This window comes from Mesorhizobium sp. RSR380A, assembly GCF_054719385.1.
The window spans coordinates 5,146,116-5,162,235 of sequence record NZ_JBTTIB010000001.1; the positions used below are offsets into that span (position 1 = coordinate 5,146,116).

The window sequence follows — 16,120 nt, forward strand, 5'->3', positions numbered from 1 at the left end:
ATGGAGCATGAAGCGGTGAAAGGGCAGCCCACCGGCGCCGCGGTCCGAAGAAGACGCGGCGGCAGTTCGAAGACATTCTGGCGCAAGATCCGCGAGCCGTTGGCGCAGTCGCGAATCGTCAAGAGCATGATCGTCAGCCTGCTCGCCCAGTTCGTCCGCCTGGTGCGCCTGACCAACCGCGTGGTCGAAGGCTCGGCTAAATTTTCAGGCGGCGACTACGCCGAATTCGAACCCGGCATCATCGCGCTCTGGCATGGCCAGCATCTGCTGACCCCAGCCTATTATCCCAAGGGACGGCCGCTGGTCGCCATGGTCTCGCGCAGCGCCGACGCCGAACTCAACGCGCTGATGATCGAAAAATTCGGCATCGAGGCGGTGCGCGGCTCCGGCGGGCGTGAAAGCACGAAGCATCTCGACAAGGGCGGCGCCAAGGCGCTCATCGCCCTGAAAAAGTCACTCGTGGCCGGCAAGAACGTCGCCATGATCGCCGACATTCCCCACGGCACGCCGCGCGACGCGGGGCTTGGTATCGTTCTGCTGGCACGCCTTTCCGGCCGGCCGATCATGCCTGCCGCCATCGCCACCAGCCGCCGCAAGGTGCTGGAAAGGAGCTGGGACAAGACCACCATCAACCTGCCGTTCGGCCGCTCCTCGATCGTCATCGGAACGCCGGTTTTCGTGCCGGCCAATGCCGACGAGGCCGAAATGGAGCGCAAGCGCCAGGAAGTCACGGCCGCGCTCAATGCCGCAACCGCCGAGGCCTATCGGCTCGTGGACGGCAGGCCATGAGCGTCGGCTGGGCGCGCGCCTTCCTGGCGGCCTACCGCCTTGCCGGTGCAGCCGCCTATCCGCTGATGGGTCCCTATGTCGCCTGGCGCACATCGCAGGGCAAGGAAGACCGCAGCCGCAGCCGTGAGCGCTACGGCGTTGCCGGGCGGCCGCGCCCCGAAGGGCCGGTGATCTGGATCCATGCGGCAAGCGTCGGCGAGACCCTTGCGGTCGTGCCGCTGGTGCAAAGCATCCTCGACTACGGTGTCAACATCGTGCTGACGACGGGAACAGTGACCTCGGCGCAGGTTGCCGACGAACGGCTGGGCGACCGCATCATCCACCAATATGTTCCGCTCGACCTCAAGCCGGCCGTCAGCCGCTTTCTCGATCACTGGCGGCCGGACCTGGCTATCATCGCCGAATCCGAGATATGGCCGATGACGATCCTCGAGCTCGGCGCCCGCCACGTGCCGCAGGTGCTGGTCAACGGCCGGCTCTCCGACCGTTCGTTCAAATCCTGGAAGAAGCGCGCCAACATCGCCGAGGCGCTGTTCGAGAACCTTGCACATGTCGTTGCCCAGTCGGATGTCGACGGCGAACGGTTTCGCGCGCTTGGCGCCCGGCCGGTCACCGTGTCCGGCAACCTCAAGGTCGACACCTTGCCGCCGCCCGTCGACGAACGGGCGCTGGCGACGCTGAAGCGCCAGATCGCCGGCCGCCCGACCTGGGCGGCAATTTCGACCCATGACGGCGAGGAGGTGGTCGCGGCGGAAGTCCACGCCACGCTCTACAAGCGCCACCATGGCCTGCTGACGATTATCGTCCCGCGCCATCCCGACCGCGCCGAAGCGCTGGCCGCACAGATTTCCGGCATGGGCCTGAAGCTGGCGCGGCGCAGCAAGGGCGACCGGATCACCGCCGACACCGATATCCTCCTTGGCGATACGATCGGCGAGATGGGGCTTTATCTCCGGCTGACGGAAATCGCCTTTGTCGGCCGCTCGCTGACCTCGGAAGGCGGCCAGAATCCGCTGGAGCCGGCCATGCTCGACACCGCTGTGCTGGCCGGCCGCAACGTCCAGAATTTTCGCGAGGCCTATCAGCGCCTGCTCGACAGTGGCGGCGCCAAGCTGGTGCGCGACCGCGACATGCTGGCCGGCGCCGTCAATTTCCTGCTGAGCAATGAAGTTGCGCGCCATGAGATGATGGCGGCCGGTGCCGCCACAGTCGACCAGATGCGCGGTGCGCTGGCGCACACGCTGAAGTCGCTCGAGCCTTATATCCAGCCATTGATCGTCAAGTCGCGCCTGAAGGGCGCCGACGGGCGATAGGTGGCGTCGGAAGCACCACCTTTCTGGTGGGAAGCGCCGGACTGGCGGGTCTTTGCGCTGTCGCCGCTATCAGCCGTCTATGGCATCGTCGCCGGCCGCCGCATGCATCGGGCGGTACGTGAAAAGATCGACGCGCCAGTGCTTTGCGTCGGCAACTTCACCGTCGGCGGCAGCGGCAAGACGCCGATCGCCATCGCGCTGGCCAAGCAGGCCCGGCGCATGCAGCTCAATCCCGGATTCCTGTCGCGCGGCCATGGCGGCTCGTTCGCGCAGCCGCATGTCGTCGATGCCAGTCACGACGCTGCAAAGCATGTCGGCGACGAGCCGCTGCTTTTGGCCGAGCACGCGCCGGTTGCGGTGAGCCCCAACCGCGCCGCCGGCGCCAAGCTGCTCCTGAAAGCCCATGGCTGCGATTTCCTGATCATGGATGACGGTTTTCAGAGCGCGCGCATCCATATCGACTATGCGCTGGTCGTCGTCGACGCCCGCTACGGCATCGGCAACGGCCGCGTCATTCCGGGTGGACCGCTGAGAGCCAACATCGTCGACCAACTGGTGTTCACCGATGGGCTGTTGAAGATGGGCGAGGGCGCTGCCGCCGACCAGGTCGTGCGCCAGGCGGCGCGCGCCGGCCGGCCAGTCTTCGAGGCGCATGCCGAGCCCGCGGCCAAGGAGCGGTTTGCCGGCCGGCGGTTCCTCGCCTTTGCCGGCATCGGCCATCCCGAAAAATTCTTCGACACGCTGCGCGGCACAGGCGCTGAGGTGGCGCTGAGCCGGTCGTTTCCGGACCATCACTTCTATGCCCCTGATGAACTCGCGGAACTGGCGGCAACCGCGCGCCGCGATGGACTAGGCCTCGTCACCACCGCCAAGGACGCCGCCCGGCTGCGCCATGGCGCTGCCCCGGCCGATTTCCTCGCTGAACTCGACGTGCTGGAGATCGACGCCACGTTCGAACTCGACACTGTGCCGGAGCGCATCATCAACGAGACGCTTGATGCCTGGAGGCAGCGCAGGCTGCGGGGGTAGGGCGTGCAGCGTCACGCGGAGATGCTGGCGGGACAGCACCCCCCTCTGGCCTGCCGGCCATCTCCCCCGCAAGGAGGGAGATCAGCAGCTTTGCCAATGGCGCTCATTCTGCAACGCTGGTGATTTGGCGAAAGCAAAGATGACATCCAATCTCCCCCCTTGCGGGGGAGATGTCCGGCAGGACAGAGGGGGGTGTGAAGGAACGCGACCAACGGCTCTGTGCGCGCCTTTAACCCCGGCTGCGCAGGTCCGGATGCATCTCGATCTCGCGGCGCAGCGAGGCGGCTGCGCTGACATAAGGCTCCTGCCTGGCGACGCTCCAATATTTGAGCTCGTCCAGCGGAATGCTCTCGCCGGTCACCGCGCAGCGCACGAAGGCGCCGGGGCTGGTGACCTGGAAGTCGCCGTCGAGATAGCGGATACGGGCTTCCTTGCCGCCGGGGCCTTCGAAGCGGTTCATCATGGGGTGGTGCCAAGGTTCATGCTGATTTCATCGCCATAAATTGCCGGCAAGGTCAAGCTTGACGCAATGCTGAGGCGCTATTGTCGCTCCAAACCATTCTTATGGGACCGGCATGGACATTTCATCCGCCCGCCTGACCGCGCTGCTGCGTGAGGCCATGATGTTGGCAGCGTTGCCGTCGGCGAAGGCCGATCCGGCGAAAGCAGCACTTATGAAGGCGCTGGTGCAGCCGCCGGCGCCGTCCGGCGCGCCTTTGAAGCCGGCAGCGGCGCCGGCGCTGCAGGCGCTGTTGTCCGCAGCCACCGCAAAGGGGCAGCAGACGGGTTCTGCCGAGATCCTCCAGGCCTATCTGGCCCTTGCCGAACCTGGCGTCGAGGCGCCAGACGAGGTCGCGCCGACCAGGGTCGTTGCGGGCTCGCCGGCAAATGACGACACACAGCGCGGTCTGCTTGTGCCGCCGGCCAAGGCCGAAGATGGCGCTGCCGCAAAGCCCGCAGGACTGCCCTGGTTTGCGCTTCTCGCACCCGTGGTTTCGCCGCAGCGCCGCGCTGCCACCGCCGATATGCCAATGAAGCGGGAGCAGGCGACGTCTGGGCCGAATGATGCGGCCCAGCCGGAAGGCCGACAGCAGACGCGTGTCGGTCTGATGGCGCTGGCAACCGGGTTTCTGGCCGTCGCCATTGTCGGGCTAGCCTTGCTGGTGCTTCGCTGAGCACCGAATGATCGCCGCTATCGCTCGGCTTCGAGGAACGCTTCCATCTTTTCCATCGCCAGCCCCGCCTCGACGGCGATTCGGCGAGAAAGTTCGGCGGCAGCCGTGCGCGGCCTCCCCAGCGGCCGGTCGAGCCAGTACGACACCGGGTTCAGCGCCGTGCGCTCGTCGACGGCGACGATGCGGCCCGACTCCAGCTGATGTCGGGTCAATGGCGGCCGCGCCAGCGCGATGCCGAGCCCATAGGCGGCAGCGTCGAGCACCAGATTATAGTCCTCGAAGCGGCGGTCCTGCGGGCGCGGGCGGTAGTCCATGCCTTGCGCGGCAAACCAGGCACGCCATCCGGAGGCGTCGGAATCGTTGATCAGTGGAAATTTGAGCAGCCGGGCCGGGTCGCCGCGACCGATCTCGCGGGCAAGGCCAGGCGCGGCGACGGGAAAGACATGTTCCTCGAACAGCTTCACCGAGATCCGGCCCGGAATGCCGCCGCGCCCGCAGCGGACCGACAGGTCGATGCCTTCATCGGCAAGGTCGGCCTGGCGGATGTCGACGTCGAGCACGATGCGCAGCTTGGTGGGATTGTTCTCCAGCGCCGCCATGCGTGGCATCAGCCACAGCCCGCTGACGGAGGGTATCGAGGTCAGCCGCACCACGGCGGTGCCGCGCGGCTCGACCCAGCGGTCGGAATGGCTGGAGATCAGCGCAAAGGCTTCCGCCGTGCGCAGATGCAGGCGGTTGCCCTCGATGGTCAGCGAGACGCCGCGCGCGCCGCGGTCGAACACTTTCAAGCCCAGCCAGTCCTCCAGCTTGGCGATCTGCCGGCTGACGGCGCCGTGGGTGATGTTGAGCTTCTCGGCCGCGGCCGAAAAGCTCCCCGTTCGCGCCGCCGCATCGAAGGCGCGCAGGGTCTCGAGCGGCACCATTGTGTCTGAGCTGTGATCCATAGTCACAGGTGATCCTCGATTTGATCGTTTGTCAACAGCGCCGAAAAGGCGCTTTCTGCCTTTCAACTCTGGGAACCCGAGGACAGGCAGATGAGCGCAACGACCAGCACGTCGAATCCGACACAGCGGATGGACACCACGGCGGCCATCGCCGTGGCGTTGACGGTGGTCGGCTGGGCCTCGGCCTTTCCGGCGATCCGTGCCGGCCTCGCCGCTTTCGGGCCGCTGGAACTCGGTGCGCTGCGCTTTGCCATTGCCGCGGTGCCGGCGGCGATCTTTCTTGCCGTCAAGCGCCCGGCGCTGCCGAGGCTCGACGAAGTGTGGCGCCTGGTCTTTGGCGGCGCCATCTTCGTCGCGCTCTACACTGTCATGCTCAATTTCGGCGAACTGACCGTGTCGGCGGGTGCCGCCGGTTTCATCATCAATGTCAGCCCGATCTTCACCGCCATCATGGCAATGGCATTGCTCGGCGAGCGCTTCTCAAGCTGGGCCTGGTTCGGCACGGCGATTTCTTTCGCCGGCATCGGCATCATCGCCGTGGCCGACGGCAATGGCTTGAGTTTCGACACCGGCGCGCTGCTGGTTCTTGGCTCCGCGCTGTGCTCGGCCGTCAACACGATCGTCCAGAAGCCGCTCTTTGCCCGCCATCACCCGCTGACCATTTCGGCCTCGAACATGATCCTTGGCGCGCTTTGCCTGGCACCCTTTCTGCCGAGCGGCTTTGCGCAGGCCGCGGTCGCCAACACGGCCGGTATCGGCGCCGTGATCTTTCTTGGCATCGTGCCCAGCCTGATCGCCTATGCCGCCTGGGCAACCGCACTGTCGCGTCTTCCGGCAGCGCGCGCCTCGAACTTCCTCTATCTGGTCTCGCCCATGTCGGCCCTGATCGGCTTCTTCTGGCTGGGCGAAGTGCCGACACTGCTCGGTCTCCTCGGCGGCGCGCTGGCGCTCGGCGGCGTCATCGTGGTGAATTTGAAGCGTTAAAACAAAAAGTTGGAACCGTTTCCGGACTCAAACCGGGAGCCGTATCCGCCAGCTGCAGACACCCGGAGGAAGGACCGTTATGGTGAGTTGCCTGGCTGGGGGATGGAATGGGAAAACTGTTCATATCGGCAATCTTTTGCGTTTTGCTGCTGACCGGGAAAGCCGTCGCTGGCTGGTACCAGGTCGAAAACTACGAAGGGTCCATCGGGCCTAATCCAGTCCATCTGTCACTGCAGAGATATGACAGTTTCGGCAGCGGGATTACGGTCGAAGGAAGCTATTTCTACGACGCGAAGCAAAGCCCGATAGCGGTGTACGGCAAGATCACCGGTACCAGCGTCTCCCTTTGCGAGATTGCGGACGACAAGGAATTCGACCGGGTCCTGGTCATTGGATCGAAAACGCCGGTCGACACCGCCCGATGTCCGTTTTCTCTCGACCTTGGCGAAAGCGGCGCAACGGGGACCTGGAACAGAGGCCTGGACAAGTTCCCGATCGTGCTGAAGAAGGTCGCAAGCCTCGACGATACCGGTGAGGCGAAGGTTGACGGCACCGTCGAGATCCCCTTCTGGGCGCAGACAGCCACCCACAGATTTGCCGGGGTCTACGAGAAAGCCGGCTTTCTCGTCTGCATGAGTAAGCTGCGGGTCATCGACAAGAAGAAAAAGAAGGTCGTTCAGGAGATCGTTTTCGATGACGACGATTGCGATGCCGGCATGCTGATGACTCCCATCTACATGAATGTTCAAAAGCAGGTTGGGGGAAGCTTCGAGACAATCTCCGTGAATTTTCGCGGCGGTAGCGCCGGCTACTCAAGGGATTACGTTTTCTCTCATAGATTCAAGGACTATCGCCTGTTGGTGAATTGAGCGTGTGCCCTGACCTGGCTTGTGCTCACCGCCGTCCGAACAGCCGCTCGATATCGGCAAGCTTCAGCTCGATATAGGTCGGGCGGCCGTGGTTGCAGGTGCCGGATCCCGGCGTCGCCTCCATCTGGCGCAGCAGCGCGTTCATCTCCTCGGCCTTGAGCAGACGGCCGGAACGCACCGAGCCGTGGCAGGCCATGGTGGCGGCAATCTTGTCCAGGCGCTCTTTCAGCGTCTCGACTGTATCATTGTCGGCGATCTCATCGGCAAGGTCGCGCACCAATTGCTGGACATTGGTTTCGCCGAGCATGGACGGCGTCTCGCGCACCGCCACCGCACCGGGGCCGAAGCGCTCGATGCCGAGACCGAACCGGGCAAGTGTCTCCGAATGCATGGCCAGCCGCTCGGCGTCTTCTTCCGGCAGGTCGACGATCTCCGGCAAAAGCAGCATCTGCGAGGGCACCGCGCGTAAGTGCAGCGCATTCTTCAGCGCCTCATAGACCAGCCGCTCATGCGCGGCATGCTGGTCGACGATGATCAGAGAATCCCGGGTTTGCGCGACGATATAGTTTTCGTGGACCTGCGCGCGGGCGGCGCCCAGGGCGGTGCCGAGCAGCGTCTCGGCCGGCTCGGCTAAGCCGGCACGCGCATCGGCGCTGGCGAGCGGACCGGCGTCGAATGCAGCCTGGTCGTTTTCGCGGAAGCCGGCGCCGTCAAATCCCATATCCAGCGGCCGCTGTGGCGAGCGGTCAAAGCCCGAGGCCCGGTAGGCCGCGTCAAAACTGCGATGACCGTTGGCAGGACCCGCATGGGCGTAGGAGGCGGCTCCCGGCCGGAACGCCGCCACCATCCCGGCGGCCCCGCTGGTGGCGGCGCGAATGCCGGCATTGGCCAGAGCCTCGCGGATGGCGCCGACGATCAGCCCGCGCACCAGGCCGGGGTCGCGAAAGCGCACATCGGCCTTGGCCGGGTGGACGTTGACGTCGACGGTCGCCGGATCGAGCGTCAGGAACAGCACGGTCACCGCGTGCCGGTCGCGAGGCAGCACATCGGCGAAAGCGCCGCGAATGGCGCCGGCAATCAGCTTGTCGCGCACCGGACGGCCGTTGACATAGGCATATTGCTGCAGCGCGTTGGCGCGGGTGAAGGACGGGATCGAGACGTGGCCGGTCAGGTGCACGCCGTCCCGGCTGGCGTCGATAGCGATGGAATTGTCGGGAAACTCGGCGCCCATGACTTGCGCAACGCGGCGCAGGCTGCCTTCCGCCGTGTCGTCGGTTGCCGGCAATTCCAGCGTCGAGCGGTCGGAGCCGGCGAGCGTAAAGCGCACGGCGGGGAAGGCGATGGCGATGCGCTTGACCACGTCGCTGGTGGCGGAGCTTTCGGCGCGCTCGCCCTTCATGAATTTGAGCCGGGCCGGCGTGGCGAAGAACAGGTCGCGCACCTCGACCGTTGTGCCGCGGTTGGCCGCCGCCGGTTTGACCGCCGAAACGCGGCCGCCTTCGATGGCGATCTCGGCGGCAGCGTCGCCTGCAGCCGAGCGCGAGCGAACCGACAGTCGCGACACCGAACCAATTGACGGCAATGCCTCGCCACGGAACCCGAGCGAGCGGATATCGTGAATGTTGTCGGCAAGTTTCGAGGTGCAGTGGCGCGCAATGGCCAGCGCCAGTTCCTGTTCGGGGATACCGGAGCCGTCATCGGTGACGCGGATCAGGTTCAGCCCGCCGCCGGCAGTGACGACCTCGACGCGGGAGGCGCCTGCGTCGAGCGCGTTTTCGACCAGTTCCTTCACCACGCTCGCCGGACGCTCGATGACTTCGCCGGCGGCGATCTGGTTGATCATCGTTTCGGAAAGCTGGCGAATGGGCATGGGGGTATTATAGGCGGATTCGAAGGGTGTGCGGAAGGCTTCAATGAATGCCGGACATTGGAGACGCCAGCGGGACAGCACCCCCCTCTGGCCTGCCGGCCATCTCCCCCGCAAGGAGGGAGATCAGATGTCACGACGGCTTTCGCCAATCTTCAATGCTTGAAGGGTGACGCGACATATGAACTGCCAATCTCCCCCCTTGCGGGGGAGATGTCCGGCAGGACAGAGGGGGGTGTGAAGGAACTCCGCGATAGTGACTACGCTGCAACCGATTTCAAGCCTGCGCCGCCAGCCAGTCCCTGACTTTCCGCGCATTCTCGCTCAACTCCCGGTTCTTCGGCCAAACCACATAGAACGCCTTGCCGGTCTTCAGCACGTGATCGGTCACCGGCACCAGCAACCCCGTGGCCAGCAGCCGTTCGGCAAGATGCCGCCAGCCAAGCGCGATGCCCTGGCCTTCCATGACGCCCTGGATCACGAGGCCGTAATCGTTGATGCGCAGGCCGCGCGCGGTGTTGTCGAGGCTGCCGCCCGCAGACTGGAACCATTCGTCCCAGCTAGCCGCCTCGCGGTAGGGCTCCTCGAGGTGGATCAGGCGATGCGTCGCCAGCTCCGCGACGCTCCTTGGCATGCCGAATTTCGCGAGATAGCTGGCGCCAACCACCGGAAAAATCTCCTCGTCGGCCAGCGGCAGCGAATGATAATCGGCCCAGTCGCGCGGTTCGCCGCCGCGAACGGCGAGCGGGATGCCCTCGGCGATGATGTCGAGATCACGGTCGGCGGTCTGGATGCGCAAGTCGATGCCCGGCAGTTCGTCGCGGAACTGCTGCAGGCGCGGCATCATCCAGAACGAGCCGAAGGCGGTCGACGCCGCCAGCGTGACATGGCCGCCGCTCGCCTGCAGGCGCAGATCCTCGGCCGATTTGCGGATATGCGACAGACCGAGCGAGACGTCGGCATGGAAGCGTTCGCCCGCTTCTGTCAGGACGACCTGGCGGTGGCGGCGCTGGAACAGCTGCGCGCTAAGCTGTTCCTCCAACCCGCGCACCGCATAAGAGACGGCGGCCTGCGTCATGCCGAGCTCGCGCCCGGCAGCGGTGAAGCTCGACAGCCGGCCCGCCGCCTCGAAGACGATCAGGCTGCCGGCCGAGGGCAGGAGGTGGCGCAGGCTTCGCATAAGCTGAGCTTATACAAGAGATCAGGATTTTCCAGCATCACATCCATATTTCCTCTCGCTAACTTGGTTGGACGGAATGAGGAGGCTCCATGAACGCACCGGCCGCTGAACTGACCGAGCAAACCCACCGCCGCGGCGGCGGTCGCCTCGGACGCAAGGCGCTGAGGAGCGCCCCCGTCACCTCGTTCCCGACGCTGGTCCGCGAGATCCCCACCTACCAGATGGTCCCGGACGAGGCGGTGGAACTGATCCACCAGGAGTCACTCGCCATCCTCGAAGAGGTCGGTTGCGAGTTCCGCGACGACGAGGCGATCGCCATGTGGAAGGCGGCGGGCGCCGACGTGTCCGAGACACGCGTCCGCATCGACCGCGGCCTGCTGATGGAACTGGTCGCGAAGGTTCCGTCCGAATTCACCCTCAATGCGCGTAATCCCGAGCGCACCGTGCGCGTCGGCGGCAAGAACTCCATCTTCGCGCCGATGTATGGCGCGCCTTACGTGCGCGACCTCGACAACAACCGGCGTTATGGCACGCTTGAAGACCTCAACAATTTCCACAAGCTCGCCTACATGGCCCCGGCGCTGCATTCGTCGAGTTCGATCATCTGCGAGCCGATGGAGATCGCGGTGCCGAAACGGCATCTCCACATCATCCATTCGGCGCTGAAGCATTCCGACAAGCCGTTCATGGGCATCGTTACTTCCAAAGACCGCGCCGAAGACACGATGGCGATGGCGGGCATCGTCTTTGGCGAAGATTTCGTTCGCGACAACCCGGTGCTGGTGTCGATTACCAACTGCAACTCGCCGCTGGTGTGGGACGCCACCATGCTGGACGCGATGAAGGTCTATGCGCGCAGCAATCAGCCGCTGATCCTGGCTCCCTTTGCGCTGTGCGGCGCATCGACTTCGGCCTCGGCCGTCGGCGCGGTGGCGCAGGTCAATGCCGAAGCACTGGCCGGCGTCGCTTTCACCCAACTGCTGCGCCCGGGTTCGCCGCAAATCTACGGCCAGTTCATGGTGACGGTCGACATGAAGACCGGCGCGCCGATGGGCGGCACGCCGGAAGCCGCCCAGATGATGTATCTGATGGGCGCGCTGGCGCGGAAATACAAACTGCCCTGGCGAACCTCCGGCTTCCATGTCGGCTCCAAGCTCAACGACGCCCAGGCCGGCTATGAATCCAACATGCTGATGCATGCCGCCATCCTCGCCGGCGCCAATTATATCTGGCACTCCGCCGGCTGGTTGGAGGCCGGGCTGACATGCGGCTATTCGAAATTCGCCACCGACTGCGAGCAGCTTGTCGGCTGGTATAAATATGCCGGCGGCCTGCCGTTCGACGATTTCAAGGAGGCCATGGCGGCGATCCGCGAAGTCGGGCCGCAGGGCCATTTCCTCGGCACCCAGCACACGCTCGATCATTACGTGTCGGCATTCTTCATGCCCACCATCATGGATTTCAACTCCTACGAACAATGGAAGGCTGGAGGGGCGAAGGACCACGACACGCGCGGCCGCGAGAAAGCCCGCAACATGCTGGCCGACTATGAAGAGCCGAAACTCGATGAGGGCATTGCCGAGGGCCTCAGGGACTTTATCGCGCAGCGCGAAGAGAGGCTGCCCGACAGCGTTAGCTAAGAGAACGACGAATGAGTTGATAACGGGCGAAGACCCGATGGGAAGCGCAAGGGAGAAAGACATGACACTTTTCAAAAGCAATGGCGATCGCGTGCCAACGGCCATCGAGGCGATGGCGCAAGAGACGCGTGCTGGCCGTATGGACCGGCGCGAGTTTCTTGCATTGGCAAGTGCGTTCGGCGCATCGACGGCGCTGGCCTACGGCATGATCGGCCTTGCCGCGCCGGGACAGGCCTTTGCCGAGGAGCCGAAGAAGGGCGGCACGCTGCATATATCGATGTCGGTCAAGGCGCAGAAAGACCCGCGCACCTATGACTGGGTGGAACTCGCCAACATCTCGCGCTGCTGGCTGGAGCCGCTGGTCCGCTACACCAGGGAATTCACTTTCGAGCCGGTGTTGCTCGAAAGCTGGGAGGTCAATGATGACGCCACCGGGTACACGCTGCATGTACGCAAGGGCATCACCTGGAACAATGGCGACGCCTTCAACGCCGATGACGTGGTCTTCAATCTGACCCGCTGGTGCGAGAAGAACGTCGCCGGCAATTCGATGGCTGCGCGTGTCGGCGGGCTGATCGACGCCAAGACCGGCAAGGCGAGGGACGGCGCAATCACCAAGGTCGACGACTTCTCGGTCAAGCTGACGCTCGCCGAACCCGACATTTCGCTGATCCCCAACCTCACCGACTATCCCGCGCTGGTCGTCCACCGAAATTTCGATGCCGACGGCGCCGACCCGATCAAGAAGCCGATCGGCACTGGGCCCTTCGAACTGGTCTCCTACGATGTCGGCCAAAAGGCGGTGGTCAAGCGTCGTGAAAACGGCAAGTGGTGGGGCGGCGAAGCGCCGCTCGACAGCGTCGAATTCATCGACTACGGCACCGACTTCAACGCTTCGGTGAACGCCTTCGATTCCGGTGAGATCGACCTCAATTTCGAGACGCCGTCCGACTTCATCGACATCCTCGACAAAATGGGCCTGCAGAAGTCAGAGGTCGCGACCGCGACCACGCTGGTTGCCCGCACCAACATCACCCACAAGCCCTATGACGACCAGCGCGTGCGCAATGCGCTGCAGATGGCGGTGGACAACAATGCGGTTCTCCAGCTCGGCTACAACGGGCGTGGTACGGTCGGCGAGAACCACCATGTCAGCCCGATCCATCCCGAATATTTTGCTCTGCCCAAGAAGACGCGCGACGCCGCCGGCGCCAAGAAGCTGATGGCGGATGCCGGGCAGGCCGACTTCGAGCACGAGCTGATCACCGTCGAGGACGACTGGCAGAAGAACACCGGCGACGCGATTGCCGGTCAGTTGCGCGACGCCGGCATCAAGGTGAAGCGCACCGTGCTGCCGGGGTCGACCTTCTGGAATGATTGGACGAAATACCCATACTCGATGACCATCTGGTACATGCGCCCGCTCGGCGTCCAGGTGCTGGCGCTGGGTTACCGCACCGGCGAGGCCTGGAATGAATCGGCCTACGCAAATCCCGATTTCGACGCCAAGCTGAAGCAGGCGCTTTCGCTCATCGACGTCGAGAAGCGCCGAGAGGTGATGAAGGATGTCGAGCAGATCCTGCAGGATTCCGGTGTCATCATTCAGCCGTTCTGGCAGAAGCTCTACAGCCACATGAACAAGAAGGTGAAGAACTACGGCGTCCACCAGACCTTCGAGATGGACCTGCAGAACGTCTGGCTGGATGGCTGAAACGGTGCACGCCAGGACTTCATGAGCCGCAAAAAAGCCGATATGCAGGATGTGTGGTATTGCCACCTTGCCGCCGAACATCCGGAGTCACCTGCATGAGACCGATAGTGCTGGCCGCTGCCCTTTCGATTGCCTTGCCCGCCGCCGCGCTGGCCGGGCCGGCTTCGAACGCCGTTAAGTTCTTTTATGTGCCTGAAGTGAAATTCGAAGGGGACGCCAAATACCGTGACCGCTTCGCCGAGCCGGTGACGAAACTCTTCGATCTCAACGACCAGGCACAGAAGAACAAGCCTGATGAGGTCGCCTGCCTCGACTTCGATCCTGGCCTCGACGCGCAGGATTTCGACCAGAAGACGATTGCCAAGACATTGAAGCTGGCCGAGACCGTCAACGGCGATACGGCCGAGGTGACGGCGACATTCAGCCTTTTTGCGGAAGGCGATGATTCCAAACGCGAAATGGCGTGGTCGTTGAAGAAAATCGACGGCAAATGGAAGGTCGCCGACATCACCTCCAAGACCAGCAACTGGACGCTGAGCGCACTGGAATGCATGCCCGACAAAGCACCGGAGTGATGCCGTGCCGCGCCGTCTCGCTTTGGCGTTGTCCACCTTATCGATGCTGGCGGCAGGGCTGAACGACGCTTCGACTCAAGGCCTGCTCGGTCCGCCACCTGCAAATGCCCCGGCCGAGACAGTGCCCGGCGGCGCATCGCCCGCAAATCCACCCGGGGTTGCGGTGGAGCCGACATCGCCACCCTTGGCATGGCCGCCATCCGAGCCGGCCGCGCCGGTCCTGCCGGGCTCGCCGACGGCAATCGTCAAGCCGTTCTACGAACATCTCGGGCTGGAGCTCGATCCGACCCAGCGCAAGAACTTCGTCGATCCGGCCAAGACCGTGCTCGACAAGAGCGATGCGCTGCGGGCGTCGGGGCAGGGCGAATGCCTCGACCCCAACATGGCGCTCGACAATGCCGATTACGACAAGCTTGCAATCGACAAGAGCCTGAAGAGCATCGAGGCCGTCAACGGTGATCAGGCCAAGGTGGTGGTCGCCTTTGTCGTCGAAGGCAATCAGCACCGGCTGGAGTGGAAACTGAAGAAGGTCGATGGCGCCTGGAAGGTATCCGACCTGCTCTCGGTGACCGGCGAATGGGCGCTCAGCCAGTATCAGTGCGAATGAGCCACCGATCGCTTCCGGGTGAGCGGCTATGAAGCTTCGCGTTTTGCTTGCGATCGTGCTGGTCGGGCTCGCCGCTGCCGCCTGCGTCGTCTACTGGCACATCGGCACCATGCTGATCGCGCGCGAGCCCCGGCAAGCTTTGGCGGCGCCGGATGACCTGCCGGTCGAGCACGTCGTGCTCAACCAAGCCGGCGCGCCCGAGCTTGTCGGCTGGGTGGCAGATCGAAAAGGCAGCTGCGGCGCGATCATCCTGTTGCACGGGCGCGGCGCCAACAGGCTGGCCCTGGTTCAAAGAGCGAAACTCTTGTTCGATGCCGGCTATTCCGTCGTCCTGTTCGATCTGTCGGGGCACGGCGAGAGCGGCGGCGCCATCCAGGGCTTCGGCTACACAGAAGGGCAGGACGCTGCCCACATCATTGCCTTTGCCAGGCAACGTTTTCCGGGTCAGAAACTTGGCGCTGTTGGCTCGTCGCTGGGCGCCGCTGCCTTTGTCTTTGCAGCACAGCAAGCGCCTGCCGATGCCTATGTGCTGGAGCAGCTCTATGCGAGTTTGCGCGAGACAACGGCATGGCGCATGCCTTTCCACTTCTGGCGCGGGTTCCAGACCGATGTGCTTTTGGCGCAGATGCCGCTTCGTCTTGGAGTGAGCGCTGACGACGCCAGGCCGGTCGATCGCCTCGGCAGGATCGGCGCGCCGCTGATGCTGCTGGCAGGCAGCATCGATCCCTTCATCGATCGCGGCCAGGTGCTGGCGCTACAGAACGCTGCCGCCGGCTCTGAATTGGTCTGGTTCGAAGGGGCAGGCCATGTCGACCTGCTGCGCTACGACCAGCCGCGCTATCGCGATGCGGTCCTTCCCTTCCTGGCGACAAAGCTGTGCCGGACCGGCGCCGGCAATGGCTGACATCAGTTCAGCCCCGTCCGCGATAAGGGGCAACGCCGGTGTCGGGCAGCCAGGCGCCTTCGGGCGGCGCCCCCGTCTGCCAGAACACATCGATCGGAATGCCGCCGCGTGGATACCAATAGCCGCCTATGCGCAACCACAACGGTTTGGTCGCCGCCACAATGCGGCGGCCGATCATCACGGTGCAGTCTTCATGGAAGGCGCCATGGTTGCGAAACGAGGTCATGAACAGCTTGAGCGACTTCGATTCCACAAGGGCGGCATCGGGCGCGTAATCGATGACGATATGGGCAAAGTCCGGCTGGCCAGTGACCGGGCAGAGCGAGGTGAATTCCGGGCAGGTGAAGCGCACGATTGCCGGCGGCCCGTCGCCGCGCTGGAATGGCACGGTCTCGAGGACCGCTGCTTCTGGGCTCTGTGGCGTCTCGACGTGGGTGCCGAGCTGGGTGAGGGTTTTGGTGTCGATCATGAGCAATATTCCTTGAATTCGTGGCGCTCATTAGCATCGGACCGAAAAGTGTGCAGCGGTTTTC

Annotated in this window: 16 protein-coding genes; 11 read left to right on the top strand and 5 right to left on the bottom strand. The window is 64.1% G+C overall.

Going from position 1 to position 16,120, the window contains the following annotated elements; all coding sequences use genetic code 11:
- Genes ACYG9Z_RS24905 through lpxK form a run of 3 tightly spaced genes read left to right on the top strand, consistent with a single transcriptional unit; the run spans position 1 to position 3,131 of the window.
- Positions 1-789, top strand: a complete 789-nt coding sequence (locus tag ACYG9Z_RS24905; protein WP_023682942.1) for a lysophospholipid acyltransferase family protein — start codon at positions 1-3, stop codon at positions 787-789.
- A complete protein-coding gene (waaA, locus tag ACYG9Z_RS24910) occupies positions 786-2,102 on the top strand; it encodes a lipid IV(A) 3-deoxy-D-manno-octulosonic acid transferase (protein ID WP_023671577.1) in 1,317 nt (438 codons plus the stop codon). The genes ACYG9Z_RS24905 and waaA overlap by 4 nt, the downstream gene beginning before the upstream one ends.
- Complete coding sequence (gene lpxK, locus ACYG9Z_RS24915; protein ID WP_023682941.1) at positions 2,103-3,131, top strand: tetraacyldisaccharide 4'-kinase; 1,029 nt, start codon at positions 2,103-2,105, stop codon at positions 3,129-3,131.
- 229 nt (positions 3,132-3,360) lie between these two features.
- Here lpxK and ACYG9Z_RS24920 read toward each other — a convergent pair whose 3' ends face one another.
- Positions 3,361-3,594: a DUF2093 domain-containing protein gene (locus tag ACYG9Z_RS24920; protein WP_023694434.1), complete on the bottom strand. Its 234-nt coding sequence runs from the start codon at positions 3,592-3,594 to the stop codon at positions 3,361-3,363.
- A gap of 112 nt (positions 3,595-3,706) precedes the next feature.
- Here ACYG9Z_RS24920 and ACYG9Z_RS24925 point away from each other — a divergent pair, with 112 nt between their 5' ends.
- Positions 3,707-4,306, top strand: coding sequence for a hypothetical protein (locus tag ACYG9Z_RS24925; protein WP_023682939.1), 600 nt, complete (start codon positions 3,707-3,709; stop codon positions 4,304-4,306).
- A 17-nt stretch (positions 4,307-4,323) separates the two neighbouring features.
- Here the strand turns inward: ACYG9Z_RS24925 and ACYG9Z_RS24930 are convergent, their stop codons facing one another.
- Positions 4,324-5,250, bottom strand: a complete 927-nt coding sequence (locus ACYG9Z_RS24930; protein ID WP_023752059.1) for a LysR substrate-binding domain-containing protein — start codon at positions 5,248-5,250, stop codon at positions 4,324-4,326.
- A gap of 90 nt (positions 5,251-5,340) precedes the next feature.
- On the opposite strand from ACYG9Z_RS24930, the gene ACYG9Z_RS24935 reads away from it, so the two are divergent.
- On the top strand, positions 5,341-6,234 hold the full coding sequence (locus ACYG9Z_RS24935; RefSeq protein WP_023715225.1) for a DMT family transporter: 894 nt from the start codon (positions 5,341-5,343) through the stop codon (positions 6,232-6,234).
- 107 nt (positions 6,235-6,341) lie between these two features.
- A complete protein-coding gene (locus ACYG9Z_RS24940; RefSeq protein ID WP_023715226.1) occupies positions 6,342-7,103 on the top strand; it encodes a hypothetical protein in 762 nt (253 codons plus the stop codon).
- 25 nt (positions 7,104-7,128) lie between these two features.
- On the opposite strand, the gene mutL is transcribed toward ACYG9Z_RS24940, so the two are convergent.
- Both mutL and ACYG9Z_RS24950 read right to left on the bottom strand, forming a co-directional pair.
- Positions 7,129-8,973, bottom strand: a complete 1,845-nt coding sequence (gene mutL, locus ACYG9Z_RS24945; RefSeq protein ID WP_023752058.1) for a DNA mismatch repair endonuclease MutL — start codon at positions 8,971-8,973, stop codon at positions 7,129-7,131.
- Between the two features lie 274 nt (positions 8,974-9,247).
- Positions 9,248-10,150, bottom strand: coding sequence for a LysR substrate-binding domain-containing protein (locus ACYG9Z_RS24950; protein WP_023752057.1), 903 nt, complete (start codon positions 10,148-10,150; stop codon positions 9,248-9,250).
- 89 nt (positions 10,151-10,239) lie between these two features.
- On the opposite strand from ACYG9Z_RS24950, the gene ACYG9Z_RS24955 reads away from it, so the two are divergent.
- The 5 genes from ACYG9Z_RS24955 to ACYG9Z_RS24975 all read left to right on the top strand — a co-directional run bounded on the left by ACYG9Z_RS24955 (position 10,240) and on the right by ACYG9Z_RS24975 (position 15,587).
- Positions 10,240-11,790, top strand: a complete 1,551-nt coding sequence (locus ACYG9Z_RS24955) for a trimethylamine methyltransferase family protein (protein WP_023752056.1) — start codon at positions 10,240-10,242, stop codon at positions 11,788-11,790.
- Positions 11,791-11,851: 61 nt separating this feature from the next.
- On the top strand, positions 11,852-13,501 hold the full coding sequence (locus ACYG9Z_RS24960; RefSeq protein WP_023752055.1) for an ABC transporter substrate-binding protein: 1,650 nt from the start codon (positions 11,852-11,854) through the stop codon (positions 13,499-13,501).
- Between the two features lie 95 nt (positions 13,502-13,596).
- On the top strand, positions 13,597-14,076 hold the full coding sequence (locus ACYG9Z_RS24965; protein ID WP_023752054.1) for a DUF3828 domain-containing protein: 480 nt from the start codon (positions 13,597-13,599) through the stop codon (positions 14,074-14,076).
- A 4-nt stretch (positions 14,077-14,080) separates the two neighbouring features.
- Positions 14,081-14,683, top strand: coding sequence for a hypothetical protein (locus ACYG9Z_RS24970; protein WP_023752053.1), 603 nt, complete (start codon positions 14,081-14,083; stop codon positions 14,681-14,683).
- 28 nt (positions 14,684-14,711) lie between these two features.
- Entirely contained in the window at positions 14,712-15,587 is an 876-nt protein-coding gene (locus ACYG9Z_RS24975) for an alpha/beta hydrolase (RefSeq protein WP_023752052.1), read from the top strand.
- Between the two features lie 7 nt (positions 15,588-15,594).
- On the opposite strand, the gene queF is transcribed toward ACYG9Z_RS24975, so the two are convergent.
- The gene (queF, locus tag ACYG9Z_RS24980; protein WP_023752051.1) at positions 15,595-16,056 is read right to left on the bottom strand and encodes a preQ(1) synthase; all 462 of its coding nucleotides are present in this window, start codon (positions 16,054-16,056) and stop codon (positions 15,595-15,597) included.
- Positions 16,057-16,120 lie beyond the last annotated feature (64 nt).